The organism is Desulfofundulus thermobenzoicus (assembly GCF_009428905.1).
GTDB classification, from domain to species: Bacteria; Bacillota; Desulfotomaculia; order Desulfotomaculales; family Desulfovirgulaceae; genus Desulfofundulus_A; species Desulfofundulus_A thermobenzoicus.
Genome location: NZ_WHYR01000019.1, coordinates 1 through 14,521, shown reverse-complemented (window position 1 = coordinate 14,521; position 14,521 = coordinate 1). Strand labels below are relative to the sequence as shown.

The 14,521-nt window shown below is 59.4% G+C and carries 16 protein-coding genes, 1 tRNA gene and 1 other RNA gene; 16 read left to right on the top strand and 2 right to left on the bottom strand.

Features of this window, described 5'->3' with window-relative positions; all coding sequences use genetic code 11:
• The first annotated feature begins 4 nt into the window (after positions 1-4).
• From ftcD to GFC01_RS08445, 4 genes are all read left to right on the top strand, one after another.
• On the top strand, positions 5-898 hold the full coding sequence (gene ftcD / locus GFC01_RS08460) for a glutamate formimidoyltransferase (RefSeq protein ID WP_152946199.1): 894 nt from the start codon (positions 5-7) through the stop codon (positions 896-898).
• 37 nt (positions 899-935) lie between these two features.
• Entirely contained in the window at positions 936-2,210 is a 1,275-nt protein-coding gene (gene hutI / locus GFC01_RS08455; protein ID WP_279233450.1) for an imidazolonepropionase, read from the top strand.
• On the top strand, positions 2,204-2,824 hold the full coding sequence (locus tag GFC01_RS08450) for a cyclodeaminase/cyclohydrolase family protein (RefSeq protein WP_194174876.1): 621 nt from the start codon (positions 2,204-2,206) through the stop codon (positions 2,822-2,824). Before hutI ends, GFC01_RS08450 begins: the two co-directional genes overlap by 7 nt.
• Positions 2,825-3,084: 260 nt before the next feature.
• Positions 3,085-3,495, top strand: coding sequence for a HutP family protein (locus GFC01_RS08445; RefSeq protein ID WP_152946196.1), 411 nt, complete (start codon positions 3,085-3,087; stop codon positions 3,493-3,495).
• Between the two features lie 140 nt (positions 3,496-3,635).
• Here GFC01_RS08445 and GFC01_RS08440 read toward each other — a convergent pair whose 3' ends face one another.
• Positions 3,636-4,418: an HD domain-containing protein gene (locus GFC01_RS08440; protein WP_152946195.1), complete on the bottom strand. Its 783-nt coding sequence runs from the start codon at positions 4,416-4,418 to the stop codon at positions 3,636-3,638.
• A 340-nt stretch (positions 4,419-4,758) separates the two neighbouring features.
• Between GFC01_RS08440 and GFC01_RS08435 the strand changes: the two genes are divergently transcribed.
• The 11 genes from GFC01_RS08435 to GFC01_RS08385 all read left to right on the top strand — a co-directional run bounded on the left by GFC01_RS08435 (position 4,759) and on the right by GFC01_RS08385 (position 12,753).
• Positions 4,759-4,853, top strand: a tRNA-Ser gene (locus GFC01_RS08435).
• 51 nt (positions 4,854-4,904) lie between these two features.
• Positions 4,905-5,169: signal recognition particle sRNA large type (ffs, locus tag GFC01_RS08430), an RNA gene on the top strand.
• Between the two features lie 240 nt (positions 5,170-5,409).
• Positions 5,410-7,296, top strand: a complete 1,887-nt coding sequence (dnaX, locus tag GFC01_RS08425; RefSeq protein WP_152946194.1) for a DNA polymerase III subunit gamma/tau — start codon at positions 5,410-5,412, stop codon at positions 7,294-7,296.
• A 71-nt stretch (positions 7,297-7,367) separates the two neighbouring features.
• Positions 7,368-7,685: a YbaB/EbfC family nucleoid-associated protein gene (locus GFC01_RS08420; protein WP_243137374.1), complete on the top strand. Its 318-nt coding sequence runs from the start codon at positions 7,368-7,370 to the stop codon at positions 7,683-7,685.
• Between the two features lie 42 nt (positions 7,686-7,727).
• Positions 7,728-8,327, top strand: a complete 600-nt coding sequence (gene recR / locus GFC01_RS08415; protein WP_341473848.1) for a recombination mediator RecR — start codon at positions 7,728-7,730, stop codon at positions 8,325-8,327.
• 122 nt (positions 8,328-8,449) lie between these two features.
• Entirely contained in the window at positions 8,450-8,713 is a 264-nt protein-coding gene (locus GFC01_RS08410) for a pro-sigmaK processing inhibitor BofA family protein (protein WP_341473847.1), read from the top strand.
• 436 nt (positions 8,714-9,149) lie between these two features.
• The gene (locus GFC01_RS08405; RefSeq protein WP_341473846.1) at positions 9,150-9,797 is read left to right on the top strand and encodes a hypothetical protein; all 648 of its coding nucleotides are present in this window, start codon (positions 9,150-9,152) and stop codon (positions 9,795-9,797) included.
• Between the two features lie 49 nt (positions 9,798-9,846).
• Positions 9,847-10,935 carry a ferredoxin oxidoreductase gene (locus GFC01_RS08400; RefSeq protein WP_152946191.1) on the top strand — a complete coding sequence of 363 codons (1,089 nt, stop codon included), beginning with the start codon at positions 9,847-9,849 and terminating at the stop codon, positions 10,933-10,935.
• 220 nt (positions 10,936-11,155) lie between these two features.
• Positions 11,156-11,920, top strand: a complete 765-nt coding sequence (locus tag GFC01_RS08395; protein WP_152946190.1) for a thiamine pyrophosphate-dependent enzyme — start codon at positions 11,156-11,158, stop codon at positions 11,918-11,920.
• Positions 11,913-12,479 carry a 2-oxoacid:acceptor oxidoreductase family protein gene (locus GFC01_RS08390; RefSeq protein WP_152946189.1) on the top strand — a complete coding sequence of 189 codons (567 nt, stop codon included), beginning with the start codon at positions 11,913-11,915 and terminating at the stop codon, positions 12,477-12,479. Before GFC01_RS08395 ends, GFC01_RS08390 begins: the two co-directional genes overlap by 8 nt.
• Before the next feature lie 13 nt (positions 12,480-12,492).
• Positions 12,493-12,753 carry a 4Fe-4S dicluster domain-containing protein gene (locus GFC01_RS08385; RefSeq protein WP_152946188.1) on the top strand — a complete coding sequence of 87 codons (261 nt, stop codon included), beginning with the start codon at positions 12,493-12,495 and terminating at the stop codon, positions 12,751-12,753.
• Positions 12,754-12,934: 181 nt separating this feature from the next.
• Here GFC01_RS08385 and GFC01_RS08380 read toward each other — a convergent pair whose 3' ends face one another.
• A complete protein-coding gene (locus GFC01_RS08380) occupies positions 12,935-13,177 on the bottom strand; it encodes a hypothetical protein (RefSeq protein WP_341473845.1) in 243 nt (80 codons plus the stop codon).
• Between the two features lie 178 nt (positions 13,178-13,355).
• On the opposite strand from GFC01_RS08380, the gene GFC01_RS08375 reads away from it, so the two are divergent.
• Positions 13,356-14,521, top strand: a 1,166-nt coding sequence (locus GFC01_RS08375) for an aminotransferase class I/II-fold pyridoxal phosphate-dependent enzyme (protein ID WP_152946186.1), incomplete at its 3' end; no start/stop codon positions are given.

Genomic DNA, 14,521 nt, shown 5'->3' with positions numbered 1-14,521 from the left:
AGTTTTGTCCAAACTGGTGGAATGCGTACCCAATTTCAGTGAAGGCCGTCGTCCGGAGGTGGTGCGGGCTATTGTGGCCGCCGGCGAAAAATGCGGTGTAAAAATCCTGGACTGGACCATGGACGCGGATCACAACCGCAGTGTGGTCACTTTTGCCGGTGAACCGGAGGCGGTGCTGGAAGCGGCCCTGGCCATGATCCGGGAGGCCGCAGCCCGTATCAATATGGAGGAACACCGGGGTGCCCACCCGCGCATCGGGGCGGCGGACGTGGTGCCCTTTGTCCCCATCGGCGGGGTGACAATGGCCGAATGCGTGGCCCTGGCCCGCTGCCTGGGGGAAAGGGTGGCCCGGGAACTGGAGATACCCGTTTACCTTTACGAGGAGGCGGCCACCCGGCCGGAAAGGCGCAACCTGGCCCATGTGCGGCGGGGAGAATATGAAGGGTTGAAAGAGGAAATTGCCAGACCGGAGCGCCGGCCCGATTTCGGCCCGGCCCGCCTGCACCCCACCGCCGGGGCGGTGGTCATCGGCGCGCGCAAACCTTTGATTGCCTTTAATGTGAACCTGGGCACGGACGATCCGGCGGTGGCCAGGGCCATCGCCCGGGCGCTGCGGGCTAAAGATGGGGGCCTCACCTTTGTTAAGGCCCTGGGGGTGGAGCTCAAGGATCGCCGCCAGGTGCAGGTGTCCATGAACCTGGTGGACTACGAGCGCACGCCCATTTACCGGGCGCTGGAACTGGTGCGCCTGGAAGCGGCCCGTTACGGTGTGTCCGTGGTGGGGACGGAAATAGTGGGCCTGGTGCCCCTGGACGCCCTGCTGGGTTCCCTGGAGTATTACCTGCAGAGCGAATCCTTCCGCCGGGAACAGGTGCTGGAAGTAAAACTGAACGCATAGTTGGGGATTGGTACAGGGCATGGGGGGTGTTTATATTTTGCAGCCATACGCGGAAATGGTGGTGCATAATATTGGTGTTCTGGCCACCTGCGCCGGGGGGATAAAAAAAGGCCGGGACATGCTGGACGCCGGCCTGGTGGAGGGCGCGGCGGTGGCCGTGTCCGGCGGCCGGATCCTGGCCGCCGGACGGGAGGATGAAGTAAAGGGGGCCGTGCGGACGGACGGCCGGACAAAATTCATCGACGCCATGGGCTGTCTGGTGACCCCCGGCCTGGTGGACTGCCATACCCATATGCTCCACGCCGGTTCCCGGGAAAAGGAGCTGGCCTGGAAACTGGAAGGCAAAAGCTATCTGGAGATTCTCTCCGCCGGCGGGGGGATATTGAGCACTGTAAGGGAAACCCGCCGGGCCGGTGATGAGATCCTGCTGATGCAAACGAAAAAACGCCTGGCCCGGGCACTGGCCCACGGCACCACCACCGTGGAAATAAAAAGCGGCTACGGGTTGAGCGTGGAGGAAGAACTGCGGGCGCTGCGGCTGGTCCGCCGCTTGCAAAGGGAGCAGCCGGTGGAGCTGGTGCCCACCTTCCTGGGCGCCCACGCCGTGCCGGAGGAGTGCAAAAACGAGCCGGACCGGTATGTGGACCTGGTCTGCCGGGAAATGATCCCCCGGGTGGCAAGGGAAAAACTGGCCCTTTTCAACGATGTTTTCTGCGAAGAGGGAGTATTTACCGTGGACCAGTCCCGCAGCATTTTGCAGGCCGGTCTGGCCCACGGGCTGCGGCCGAAAATACACGCCGACGAAATGGCCGGCAGCGGCGGGGCGGAACTGGCGGCGGAGGTGGGGGCGGTGAGCGCCGATCACCTGCTGCACGTTTCTCCCCGGGGGGTCCGGGCCCTGGCGGCCTCAGGCACTGTGGCCGTGCTGCTGCCGGGCACCGCCTATTACCTGGCTTCCGGGCATTATGCCCCCGCCCGGGCGCTCATCGAAGCCGGCGTGCCGGTGGCCGTCGCTTCCGACGCCAACCCGGGCTCCTGCCCCACCGAAGCCCTCCAGTCCCTTTTCAATATGGCCTGCCTGTACCTGCGCCTGCGGCCGGCGGAAGTGCTCAACGCCATGACCGTTAATGCTGCGGCAGCCCTGGGTCTGGTCGGGCGGCTGGGCAGCCTGGAGCCGGGCAGGCAGGCGGACCTGGTGATCTGGGACGCGCCCAACCTGGACTACCCGGCCTACCACTTCGGGGTCAACCTGGTGCGGCAGGTGATCAAGACCGGGCAAATAATCGGACGGGGAGAAGAATGTGCATGCTGATGGACTTAACCGTTCATGACTTCATGGGTACCGTGGCTGCGGACAGCCCCGCCCCGGGCGGGGGAAGCGTGGCCGCCTGCACCGGCGCCTGCGGGGCGGCGCTGATGGCCATGGTGTGCCGCCTTACCCTGCGCGGCCGGGAGGAAGGGGATACTGCCGTGGGCCGGATGCTGGCCCTGGCCGAGGAAAAGCGCCGGGAAATGGAAGTTCTGGTGGAGGAGGATGCCGCCGCCTTTCACCGGGTGATGGATGCCCTGCGGCTGCCCAAAGGAACACCCGCGGAAAAAGAAAAGCGGCGCCAGGCCCTGCTGGAGGCTACATTGTACGCCGCCCGGGTACCCCTGCGTACGGCTTTCCTTTGTGTGGAACTGCTGGAGCATATCCAGGTGCTGGTGGACCGGGGCAATCAGAATGCCTTAAGCGATGCGGCCGTGGCCCTGGAGTGCCTGTATGCCGCCTGCCGGGGGGCGTGCTATAACGTGCGGATCAATTTAAAAGGGCTGGAGCCGTCGGCAAGAAAGGAAGTCATTTTGCAACAGATGGAGGAGATGGAAAGGCGGGCGGTCGGTTATTATCTTGCCGGCAGGGAGTTGCTTGGGCAAAAGGGCCTGTAAGCCCGGCCTTCTGCCCAAAAGATTGTTTTAACGAATTCCACTGGGAAGGCCGGCCGAAAATCATAGCTCCGGTGAGGACCTTTTGCGCCCCGGGGCAAAGACAGAAGCAAAGGGCCTTCCCGGAAAGCACCCGGCCGGCAGCGAAAAAGCCTGTCGGGTCCAAAACGAATGACTTGCGGGGCACTGAAGTGAGCGTGGACAACGCGGTACCATAGCCGGGTTACTGAACATAAATCGTGTACATGAGCAGGTGAGTATTCTTGCACAGCATTGGTAAGGTGGCCATTCTCACCGTTTTGGGCCAGCCCGTGCCGGACGATGTATTTCAAGTGGTTACGGGACAGGTGGGTTCCATGAGTGTAGAAAAGGTGGTGGCGGCCGTGGAAACGGCCGCTAAAAGGGAGGGGCTCATTGCCGCCGATCATTACCGGGGCGAGCACGCCCTCTATCACGCTGTCCTGGAGGCCCTGCACGGCGTCTGCCGGGGACAGCTGGAACTGGGTTCCATCCTGCGCACGGCCGGGTTGAAATTTGCCGTGGTGGCCGGACCCCGGGACGCTGACCGGCCGGAGGAGGGGCACTGGCTGGCCGTGGCCCTCTACGGGTATATCGGTGCCCCCCGCCGGGGCTTTGAGCATGAGGTCATCGGGCTGGGGATCAATCATCTTTAAATCTCCCTGCTGATCACCCTGGAAATGGCCGGCGCGGCGGCGGATAAAAATAATTCTGCCGGCGGGCAGGATGGCGCGCTGCCGCTTTTTTGTGCATGGTTTGGCTCCGTTATACCAGGTGGTGTCCGGTAAAGTTTTTACTAAGCTGACCGGCTGGCCATGAATATATGCAACCGTTCACCCACCCGCCGGATCTCCTCTGTGCCGGGCAGGCTGTCCAGGATCTTTTCCACATGGCCGTTGCGCCGGATCTCCGCCAGTGTCCACGGAAAGTTGATATCGTAAATCCAGGAGAGCATCAAGAGTTTCCGGTCGTTGAAATTCTTCATATCGCTATAATTGCAGAGCTCGCCCTGCAGCAGGTTGCGGATCAGTACCGGCGAATAGCCCGGCGTGTCCGGCAGGCCGGAGTTTAAAAGGGGATTGGGTGCGGCTTCCTTTCGTTCCAGGGACCCGGTGAACACCTGCAGGATGTCCAGTTTGTCCGCATCCCGGATCAGGCGGGCAAACAAGGCCGGGCGCTCCGGCAGTTTCCCCGGCAGGTCCCGCAGATTGTGATACTCTATGGACATGGTGATCAGGTTTCTTTCTTCCTCCGGCAGGCCGGCCAGCACCCCGGCCCTTTCCAGTTCCCGCACGCCCAAAAGGGCGTGGTTCTCCGAGCGGCGGTCGTTAAAGGTGTGGTAGGTGGCGTACTGCCGGAAGCGGCCCAAATCGTGGAACAGGGCGACGGCTTCGGCCAGGTGCAGATCCTCCGGCGGCAGGTCCAGGGATCGGCCGATACCCACAATGGCCGTGCACACCCGCCGGGTGTGCTCCTCCTTGAGCCGGATCCCGGCCTGCACGGCGGGGTCGTCGCTGTAAAAGCCCTGTACGTATTGTTTGAACCATCCCTTGAAAGTCTGGAGTTCTTCCCGGTGCAAGATATAACCCCTTTCCATTGAAGTCCACAAGGTATATACTACCATGTCACTGTTAAAAAACGAAGACGGTGTGGTTAAAAAACGGGCTTTAAAATACATGCGGGGCGGAAATGCGTCTTGCAAAAACCGGGAAACCGGTGTAAAATATAAGTTACGGGGTGGTATCCCCCTCCCGGCGTTCCGGTTAATGGGCCATTGGCCCGGTAAGGGATTACCCGCGGGGTTAAAAACCGGTTTCACGCCCGGTGTGCCGGCGGGATGGCAATTGTTCCCCCTTGAGTTTTTTATGCCGGGAAGTTATAATATAAATCCAGTGGCAGTAGACCATGGCCGAAAGTGTGGAGAGATGGCTGAGTGGTTGAAGGCGCTCGCCTGGAGAGCGAGTAGACGGGCATTAAACCTGTCTCGTGGGTTCGAATCCCACTCTCTCCGCCAGCAGTTGCCGGCCGCGGGTTCACCAGCCCGCGGCTCACAATATAAATTTGGTCGTGCTAGACGGGGAGGTAGCGGTGCCCTGTACCCGCAAGCCGCTATAGCGGGGTCGAATTCCTGTCCGCGGATTTAGCTTGTGGGGTCCGGCTCCTGTAAGGGGTGACGACGGTTGGGTCTTGCGCGACGGAGACTTCTGAACCGTGTCAGGTCCTGGCGGAAGCAGCACTAAGGAAGCCCCTCCGGGTGCCGCAAGGGCGCCTGACCCGAGCTACCTGCAGGAGTAACGCCCGGAAGCTATTATTCAACGACAGGTGCACGGCCAGTCATTTTAAAGAACTGCTTTAGTGCAGTTCTTTTTTGTTTTTAAAAGGAAACCCATATGAAAGTGGCGAATTAATCACCGGGTTCAGCGGAAAAACAATCCAGGCGGAACTGAACGGGCCTCTCCCGGGCAGGCGAAGCGAATGATTGTAATTCACCGGGTTTATGTTACAATATATGTAATGATGTAAGGAGTTAAGCGGAGTTTTCCGGATAAAACAAAACCGGAGTGATGGTCATGGCCTATCAGGCCCTTTACCGCCGGTGGCGACCCCGGCGGTTTGCCGATATCGTCGGGCAGGAACATGTCACCCGCACGCTGCAAAACGCCCTGCTGGCCGGGCGGTTGACCCATGCCTACCTTTTCTGCGGCCCCCGGGGCACCGGTAAAACCACCACCGCCCAGGTGCTGGCCCGGGCTTTAAATTGCCGCAGCCGCCGGGGGGCGGAGCCGTGCAATGAATGTCCTTCCTGCCGGGACATCACCGCCGGTACATCCATGGACGTGGCGGAAATTGACGCCGCTTCCCACCGGGGGATTGATGAAATCCGTGAATTGCGGGAAAAGGTGCGTTTTATGCCGGCCGGTTCCCGCTACCGGGTTTATATTATCGACGAAGTGCATATGCTGACCAGTGAGGCCTTCAATGCCCTGCTGAAAACCCTGGAGGAGCCGCCGGCCCACGTGGTTTTTATCCTGGCCACCACCGAGCCCCACAAGGTGCCCCTGACCATCATCTCCCGCTGTCAGCGCTTTGATTTTCACCGTATCGGCCTGTCCGTAATGGTGGATTATTTAAAAAAGGTGGCTGCCGGCGCGGATCTGGTGGTGGAGGACAGCGCCCTGTACCTCATCGCCCGGGTGGCGGAAGGAGGCCTGCGGGACGCCCTGGGCGTACTGGACCAGGCGGCCGCCTTTGCCGGCGGGCGGATCACCGCCCGGGACATCCACCAGATCCTGGGCACGGTGCGGGAAGAGATGCTGGATGAGGTGGCTGCGGCCCTGGCGGACGGCCGGGCGGACCGCCTGCTGGGGCTGGTGGCCGCCCTGGTGGACCAGGGTAAGGATCTGCTCCTTTTCACCCGCTCGGTCACTGCCTTTTTGCGCAATCTTTTGCTGTGGCATGCGGGCTGCGTGGAAGAACCGGTTGTGGCTCCGGCGGAAGGGGAGCGGGTGGGTGCCCTGGCCGGCCGTTTTACCCGGGAGCAACTGGTGCATGTCCTGCACATTCTCACCCGGGTGGAGCAGGAGATGAAATGGGCCAGCCAGCCCCGCATCCTGCTGGAAGTGGCCCTGGTGGAGGCGGTACATACCGCTGGCGATGGCTCCCTGGTGGCGCTGCAGCGGCGGGTGGCCGAACTGGAACGGCGCCTGGATCATTTAACCGGGATGCTGCCTGTGGAATCCGAAGCCGCTGCCGGACTGGAGGGGGATTTGGAATGCAGTCCTCCTGCCGGCAGGGTCGGGGATACTGCACGGAAAAGGGAGGAACTCCCGCCCGTACCCCGCCGGAAGGGCGATGCTGAAAATGCGGGCGAAGAACGGGGCAGCGCTGGCGGTCCGGGGGAGGATGGGGGAACCGGTGCGGGCAACCGCCCCGGTGATAGTCGGGAGGGACGGGAACAAACGGGGACGGCCGCCGACCGGGCCGGAGGTTGTGACCATCTGGCGGGAGCAAATACGGCAGAAACGCCTCTGCAGGCCCGGAACGCACGGTCCGTTGGAGATGACGCTTTCGATAAAAGTGATGCCGGAAGCAAAAACGCCCTCCGGCTCAAAGACATGCAGGACCGCTGGGAGCAGATACTGGATGTGGTGCGGGGAATCAGCAGGCCGGTGTCCGTTTACCTGGCCCGCAGCTGGCCGCAGCAGGTGGAGGAATATTGTTTGACCGTGGCCTTTGAACAAACGGACCCGTGCAAGGACCGGCTGGAAAGTCCGGAAAACCGCCGGGTGCTGGAGCAGGCTTTGGCCGTGCTTTTCCCCGGTCGATGGGAGGTGCGTGTATCCTGCAGCTCCGGTGGGGCTCCTCCAGAGATGAAACGTTCCCCGGAGGAACAGGTGGATGCTGCGGCCGCCATCGACCTGTTCGGCGGAGAGGAAGTGGAACTGGACCGGGGTTAGCTTATCCCGGAAAAAAGGGACGGGGAAGCCGGCGCAAAACATTCCCAAAAACGAGAGGAGCGATGTATTCAATGATGGGTCCCAATATGAACAAAATGATGAAACAAGTGCAGAAAATGCAGGCAGAAATGATGCGCATGCAGGAGGAACTGGGCAACCGCACGGTGGAGGCCACGGCCGGCGGCGGGGTGGTCAGGGCGGTGGCCAACGGAAAACAGGAGCTGGTTTCCCTGGAAATCAAGCCGGAAGCGGTGGATCCGGAAGATGTGGAAATGCTGCAGGATCTGATCCTGACGGCCGTGAACAGTGCCCTGGACCAGTCGCGGGAAATGGTAGCTGCGGAAATGGGCAAACTCACCGGCGGATTGAATATCCCCGGCCTGTTTTAAAAATAGAAAATTACCCGTGATTTTTTAAAGGAGTGCGGACAGGTGCGTTATTTCACCGGGCCGGTGACCCGGCTGATTGAAGAGCTGTCCAGACTGCCGGGCGTCGGACCGAAAACGGCCCAGCGCCTGGCCTTCTTTCTCATGAATGCCCCGCCCCAGGTGGCCCACAACCTGGCCCGGGCCATGGTGGAGGCCAGGGATACCATTCGCTTCTGTTCCGTGTGCGCCAACCTGACCGACCGGGAGATCTGCCCCTTATGTTCGGATCCGGACCGGGACCACTCCCTGTTATGCGTGGTGCAGGAGCCCAGGGATGTACTGGCCATGGAGAAAACCCGGGGCTACAGGGGGCTTTACCACGTTTTACAGGGGGCCATCAACCCCATGAACGGCGTGGGGCCGGAAGATCTGACCATCAAGCAGTTACTGGCCAGACTGGGCGAGGGAAAGGTTAAGGAAGTAATCCTGGCCACCAACCCGGATATCGAGGGAGACGCCACCGCCCTTTATCTGGCCCGCTTAATTAAACCCCTGGGTATAAAGGTTACCCGTATCGCCCACGGCCTGCCCGTGGGCGCCCACCTGGAATATGCCGATGAAATGACCCTGGCCAGGGCGCTGGATGGCAGGCGGGAAGTCTGAAGGACGGCCGGATGGGCGGCCTGCCGGGATGTTCACCGGGAAGGACGGCAAATCGTAATAATTTACCCGTCCCCTTCATATAAATGCCAGGACAGGATGTCTTTGGACAGGGGGTGGGAAGGGTGGACTTGAAGCTGGTATTTTTGCTTCTGGCCGGTTTTCTGGGGCTCATACTGGTGGTCGGTGTGTTCACCGCGCCACTGAAATTTTTCCTGCGGCTGGGGTTTTACGCCGTTGCGGGGTGGGTAATATTAACGGTGGCCAACTTCCTGCTGGACCGGTGCGGTTTGCACATTGCCCTGAATCCGGTTACGTTGCTCACGGCCGGGGTGTTGCACCTGCCGGGGGTGATTTTACTGGCCCTTCTGGATTACCTGTTCACCTGAAAAACCATGGCCAAATTTTTCGAAAAGGGCCGGTTTATGAAGAAATATGCATAAATATTCCTCCTGCCCGGACAAAACCGGGCAAATTTTCTGCCTTTGGGAACCATTGTTGACGGGGAATAATTTTTGCACTATACTTTAACAGAATGGTTTGGTTAAAGTGATACTTTTTATTTTTTCAGTTCTCACCAGTATTACAATAATGCTTGCCTCTTTTTTCGTTCTCGAATTTATTTATTACTTCTATAAAATAATAAAGCCGGGTTGCCGGAAGCCGGGTGTTTACCCGTTTGTATTGTTCCCCGGCAAGTCACCTCCGGAAGGGGGATGGCCCGGAGCCCGGCGGATCGTCTGCTTTCGTGCTTACCTTCTTCTTTGCGGCGGGTTGTCCAACACATGATTTTCCGGAGGTGACGCATATATTTCCAGCCGTACAGTGGAAGCATATGTAGGAGAATACGCCAGCGGCAAAAGCGAGGTGGCCGTAAACCGGGCGCTGGCCCTGGCCGCCGCCGGCCGGCAGGTTAATCTGGTGGACCTGGATATTGTCGAGCCCTGTTACACCCTGCGGCCCATCAAAAAACGGCTTTCCGCCCTGGGGATAAATGTGCTGGCCTGGGAAAACAGGACCATCGGCCTTGGTGAAACGGGCTGTGTGTTGCGCCCGGCCAACCGCTGGGCTTTAAAGCTGCCGGGGGATGTCATCCTGGATATCGGCTATGGAGTGGCAGGGGCCAGGACGCTTCATCTCCTGGAGGGTGCCGGTACAGATCCGGATCTTAAGGTGCTGGCGGTAATCAACATTGCCCGCCCCATGACCGGGTCGGTGAAAGAAGTGGTGGAGTACATAAAAGAACTGGGCCGGGTGGACGGATTGATCAACAACAGTCACCTGGGGGACGAAACAACGGTGGAAATCGTCCAGGAAGGTGCCCGGGTCGTGGAACAGGCCGCCCGGGAACTGGGCATACCGGTGGTGGCCACCACCGCGGTGGAAGAACTGGCCGCTGTTATCGGCCCCCGGGACGAAACCGGGCATCCCGTCTGGCCCATTAAACGGTTTATGCCCCAAACCCTGTGGTAAACTGACCGGCTTGAACCGGTTCCGGCTATAGAATCAGGAGGTGTAATTTATGCCAGACAAACCCATTGAGGGGGAAAAGCGCGTCTTTATGACCGGTAACGAAGTGGTGGCCTGGGCGGCTTTAGCGGCCAAAGCCGAAATCATGTACGGCTACCCCATTACCCCCCAGAACGAGATCATGCATTACTGGACCCGGATGGCGCCCAAATTCGGCCGTGAATTTTTGCAAACGGAGGACGAGCTGTCTGCCGGCTTCACCACCATCGGCGGCGTACTGGCGGGGCGCAAAGCCTTCACGGCCACAGCCGGGCCGGGCAACACCCTGATGCAGGAGCCCATGTCCATGGCCGAAGCCATGCGCCTGCCCACGGTGGTGGTGATCCAGCAGCGGGGCGGCCCCTCCACCGCCACGGTCATTTATTCCCAGCAGGAAGTGACCATGACCACCCTCGGCGGTAATGGCGAGGGCCTGCGCATTGTTTACTCCACCGCCAACCACCAGGAACTTTTCGACTACACCATCAAGGCCTTCAATACCGCCTGGAAATACCGTTTCCCCACCTTTGTCCTGGGTGACGGTTATCAGGCCAAAATGAGAGAGTCCCTGACCATTTATGATCCCGAAGGCCGGGGAATCGAACTGATCCCTGCCGAACCATACCTGGGCAAGCCCGGCACCCCCGGTGTGGACAGGCCGCCCACCCAACTGCGCAACACCTATAACGTGGAGGAAGAACTTTACGAAGTGCTGGAAGGGTACTTCAGGGACTATGAAAAAATTGCCCCGGAAATAGCGGAACACGAAGCCTTTGGCCTGGAAGACTCCAGCCTGGTGGTGGTTTCCCACGGTGTGGTTTCCCGGGCCTGTAAGGCGGCGGTGAAGGAATTGCGGGAAGCGGGGATAAAGGTGGGTTATTTCCGTCCCATCACCCTGCGGCCGCTGCCGGTGGCGGCGTTGCAGGATACGGCTGCCCGGGCGAAGCAATTCCTGGTGGTGGAATCGGCCAACGGCCAGCTGGCCCGCCTGATCAAAGAGGCCATCTATGGCAGTACGGTGGAAATGCTGCCCCTGTTCAAGCCCGGAGTGGGCATCACCGCCGAAGAAGTGGTGGAAAAGGTTAAGGAAATAGCCGGTTAAGTGTATTGACATCACGTAGTATATAAATGGATTTGCGAAGAGGCGGGTTAAATCCGCCCGGCACTCACTGACATGCGGATTTTACCTGGTGTTACTTGAGAAAACAACGGGCAGATAAGCATAATTCTCTTCAAAATTACCTTAATACCGGTGAGTGGGGGGCTGCTTAACCCGGCGACTGACGTCCGACGACCGACGACTATTTAAGGAGGTTCACCTTATGTCAGTACAGCCTGCCATGCCCAAAAGCTGGCGTGTGGATACAAAACCCCATAAATTTTGTCCCGGTTGCGGCCACGGTCTGGTTTTAAAAGCCCTGGGCCAGGCCATTGATGAACTGGGCATTCAGGACCGGGCGGTTTTCGGCTGCGATATCGGATGTTCCCTTTTGTCCTGGGACTTCTTCAATGTGGATACCATCCAGACCCACCACGGGCGGACCACGCCGGTGATTACCGGTCTGAAGCGGGCCAATCCCAACCTTATTGGCATCGCTTACATGGGGGACGGGGGCGGCTACGCCATCGGTTCCCAGCACCTGGTCAACGCAGCTGCCAGAAATGAAAAGATCACCGCCATTCTGGTGAACAACACCCAGTACGGTATGACCGGCGGCCAGATGGCTCCCACCACCCTGCCCGGTCAGAAAACGGAAACCACTCCCTATGGCCGGGACCCGGAAAAAACCGGTTATCCGGTACAGGGGCCGGAAATGGTGGCCGCCATTACCAAAGAGGGTGCTTATGTGGCCCGGGGTACGGTGGCCAACCTGAGGCAGTTAAAGAACTTCCTGAAAAAGGCACTGGAAAACCAGATGGCCGGCAACGGCTTCTCCTTTGTGGAAGTGCTTTCGGCCTGCCCCACCAACTGGCGGACCAACGCCCAGGAAACCTGGAAGATGGTGGAAGAGGAAATGCCCAAATACTTCAAGGTGGGCGAAATAAAAGTGCCCGGCGGCCAGAAGGAGGGACAGGAGAATGGGTAAGGCGGTGAAAATACTCCTGGCCGGTGAAGGTGGCCAGGGTGTGCAGTCGGTGGCCGAAATTTTGGCGGAAGCGGCCAATGAAGAAGGCCGGGAAGCCCTGTACATCCCCAATTTCGGCGTGGAACAGCGGGGTGGCGTTTCCATCGCCTACCTGCAAATTGGGGATGAACCCATCGGCGCGCCCAAGTTTGAAAAAGGCGATATCGTCATTGCCTTAAGTGACCGGGCGGTGCACCGTACGCGGCAGTACGTGGGTCCCCAGACCCTGTTCGTATACGATTCCGGCATCGAGGATATTGAAGACGCCCTGCCCAAAGGGGCGAAAAAAATCCTGCCCATTCCAGCCATTGAAGTATCTAAAAAAGAACTGCATCCCCGGGTGTTTAACATTGTAATCATGGGGGCGGTGATCAAGGCCACCGGCGTGATTTCCGAAGATGATGCCAGGAGGGCTATTGAGAAAAAACTGGGCTACAAGTTTGAAAAGAATCCCCGGTTGCGGGAATTGAATTTCAAGGCCCTGCAGCGGGGCATGGAACTTGTGGCCGGTGTAGCATAAGGAGGCGGAAATAATGACCCAGACTTTTAAGGCCCGTACCATTGAAACTCCGAAAAGTTTCTGGACCGTTTTCCCCGGCCTGTGCAAGGGATGCGGGTTATGCATTCAAAAATGCCCCAAAAAATGCCTCGCCTGGTCCGACGTGCTGGGAGTATACGGCACCCCGTCCATAGAGCCCAATGATGAGTGCATAGGCTGCGGTATCTGCCAGTCGGTTTGTCCGGACTGTGCCATAAATGTCACCAAGAAAAAGGCAGAAAAGAAAGCCAGCTAAAATCAATGGGCCCTTTCCCGGAAGGGAAAGGGCCTTTATTTGAACAGCCGCCGCCGGACGGCGGAAGCTGGTTCAAGGTTGATGCAATAAACCCGGCAGTGTATGGGCCGGCGGGAAGTACCGGCTATATTAGACTATGATCAATGGGGGCCGGTTGCTTATTCCCTCTTCTATAACCTTATCAGTTCAGCCGGAACATAATCTGGCGTTCACCGGACGATTCCTTTTTGCGGGCCTGGCGCAGGCGCCGGTGGGCCATTTCGATATCAGAGCGGATTTGCTGTAATGTAAGCGGATCTACACCGGTGCCGGCGGCAATCTCCATATCGGAAAGGCCCTTTTTCCAGGCACGGACCAGACGTCCCACGTTGGTGCGGTATTTGCGGGAAAGGCTCTTTTCATCTATGGCCTGATCCCTGGGCACGGCCACCAACTCCTTTTGTTCGTTATGTTTGTCTTTATTTTGGCCATCAACTCCGGTGGATATAAGTTTAAACTGATGGCAACTCTTTTGCTCTTTAATTCCCTTTATGACAGCCAATGGTTATGTTAAAATAGAAATAATATAAAAATAACAAAAGGAATAGCCAGGTGGGACAATTATGTACGAAGGCCAGGGGGAAACGCCTCTGATCACTGCATTATTGCAACATTGTGCCGGGAATTACGCCCACCTGCATGTTCCGGCCCACCGCCAGGGGCGGGCTATTTTTCCAAAGTGGCGTGGTTCGGGCGGGCCGGATCTGCTGACCCTGGATCTGACCGAATTGCCCGGCCTGGACGACTTGAGCTGTCCCCGGGGAGTAATTGCCCGGGCGCAGGATCTGGCAGCGCAGCTTTTTGGGGCGGACAGGACTTTTTTTCTGGTGAACGGCAGTACCGTGGGATTGCAGGCCCTTTTGCTGTCCCTGTGCCGGCCGGGGGAGGAAATCCTCCTGCCCCGCCACGCCCACCGGGCGGTGCTGGGCGGGCTGGTGCTTTCCGGGGCCAGGCCCGTGTTTTATCACCCGGCCGTCATCCAGGAGTTTGGCGTTCCGGCCGGGCCGGATCCCGGGGCGGTGGAGGAACTGCTGGAGAAATATCCCCGGCTGAAAGGGGTGCTGGTCCTGCATCCCACCTATTACGGGATAACCGGTGACCTGGAACGGCTGGTGGCCACGGTTCACCGGCTGGACAAACCGGTGGTGGCCGACGAAGCCCACGGGACCCATTTCCCCTTTCACCGGGAACTGCCCCCGCCGGCCCTGGCCTGCGGGACGGACGCCACCGTCCAGAGCATGCATAAGACGGGCGGTTCCCTGACCCAATCCTCCCTTTTGCATCTGGCGGGCCGCCGGGTGGATGCCGGCCGGGTGGCCGGTGCCCTGGGTCTGTTGCAGACCAGCAGCCCCTCCTACCTGTTAATGGCTTCCCTGGACGGCGCCCGGCAGCAACTGGCCATGCGGGGGGAAGAACTGCTGGAGCAGGCCCTTTCCCTGGCCCGGCAGGCCAGGGAAGAGCTGGCCTCCCTGCCCGGGATCCGGGTGCTGGGTCCGGAACATCTGGCAGGCCCGGGAGCCTGCCGGCTGGATCCCACCCGCCTGGTCATTTCCGTGCGCCGGCTGGGCTTAACCGGCTATCAGGCGGCTTATATCCTGGCCCGGGAGTACGGGGTGCAGGTGGAGATGGCCGATTATTGCAACCTGGTGGCCGTAACCGGTATGGGTACCACCCGCCGGGACTGTGCCTTGTTGATCAGGGGCTTGAAAGAGGTGGCGCGGCGGGAGGG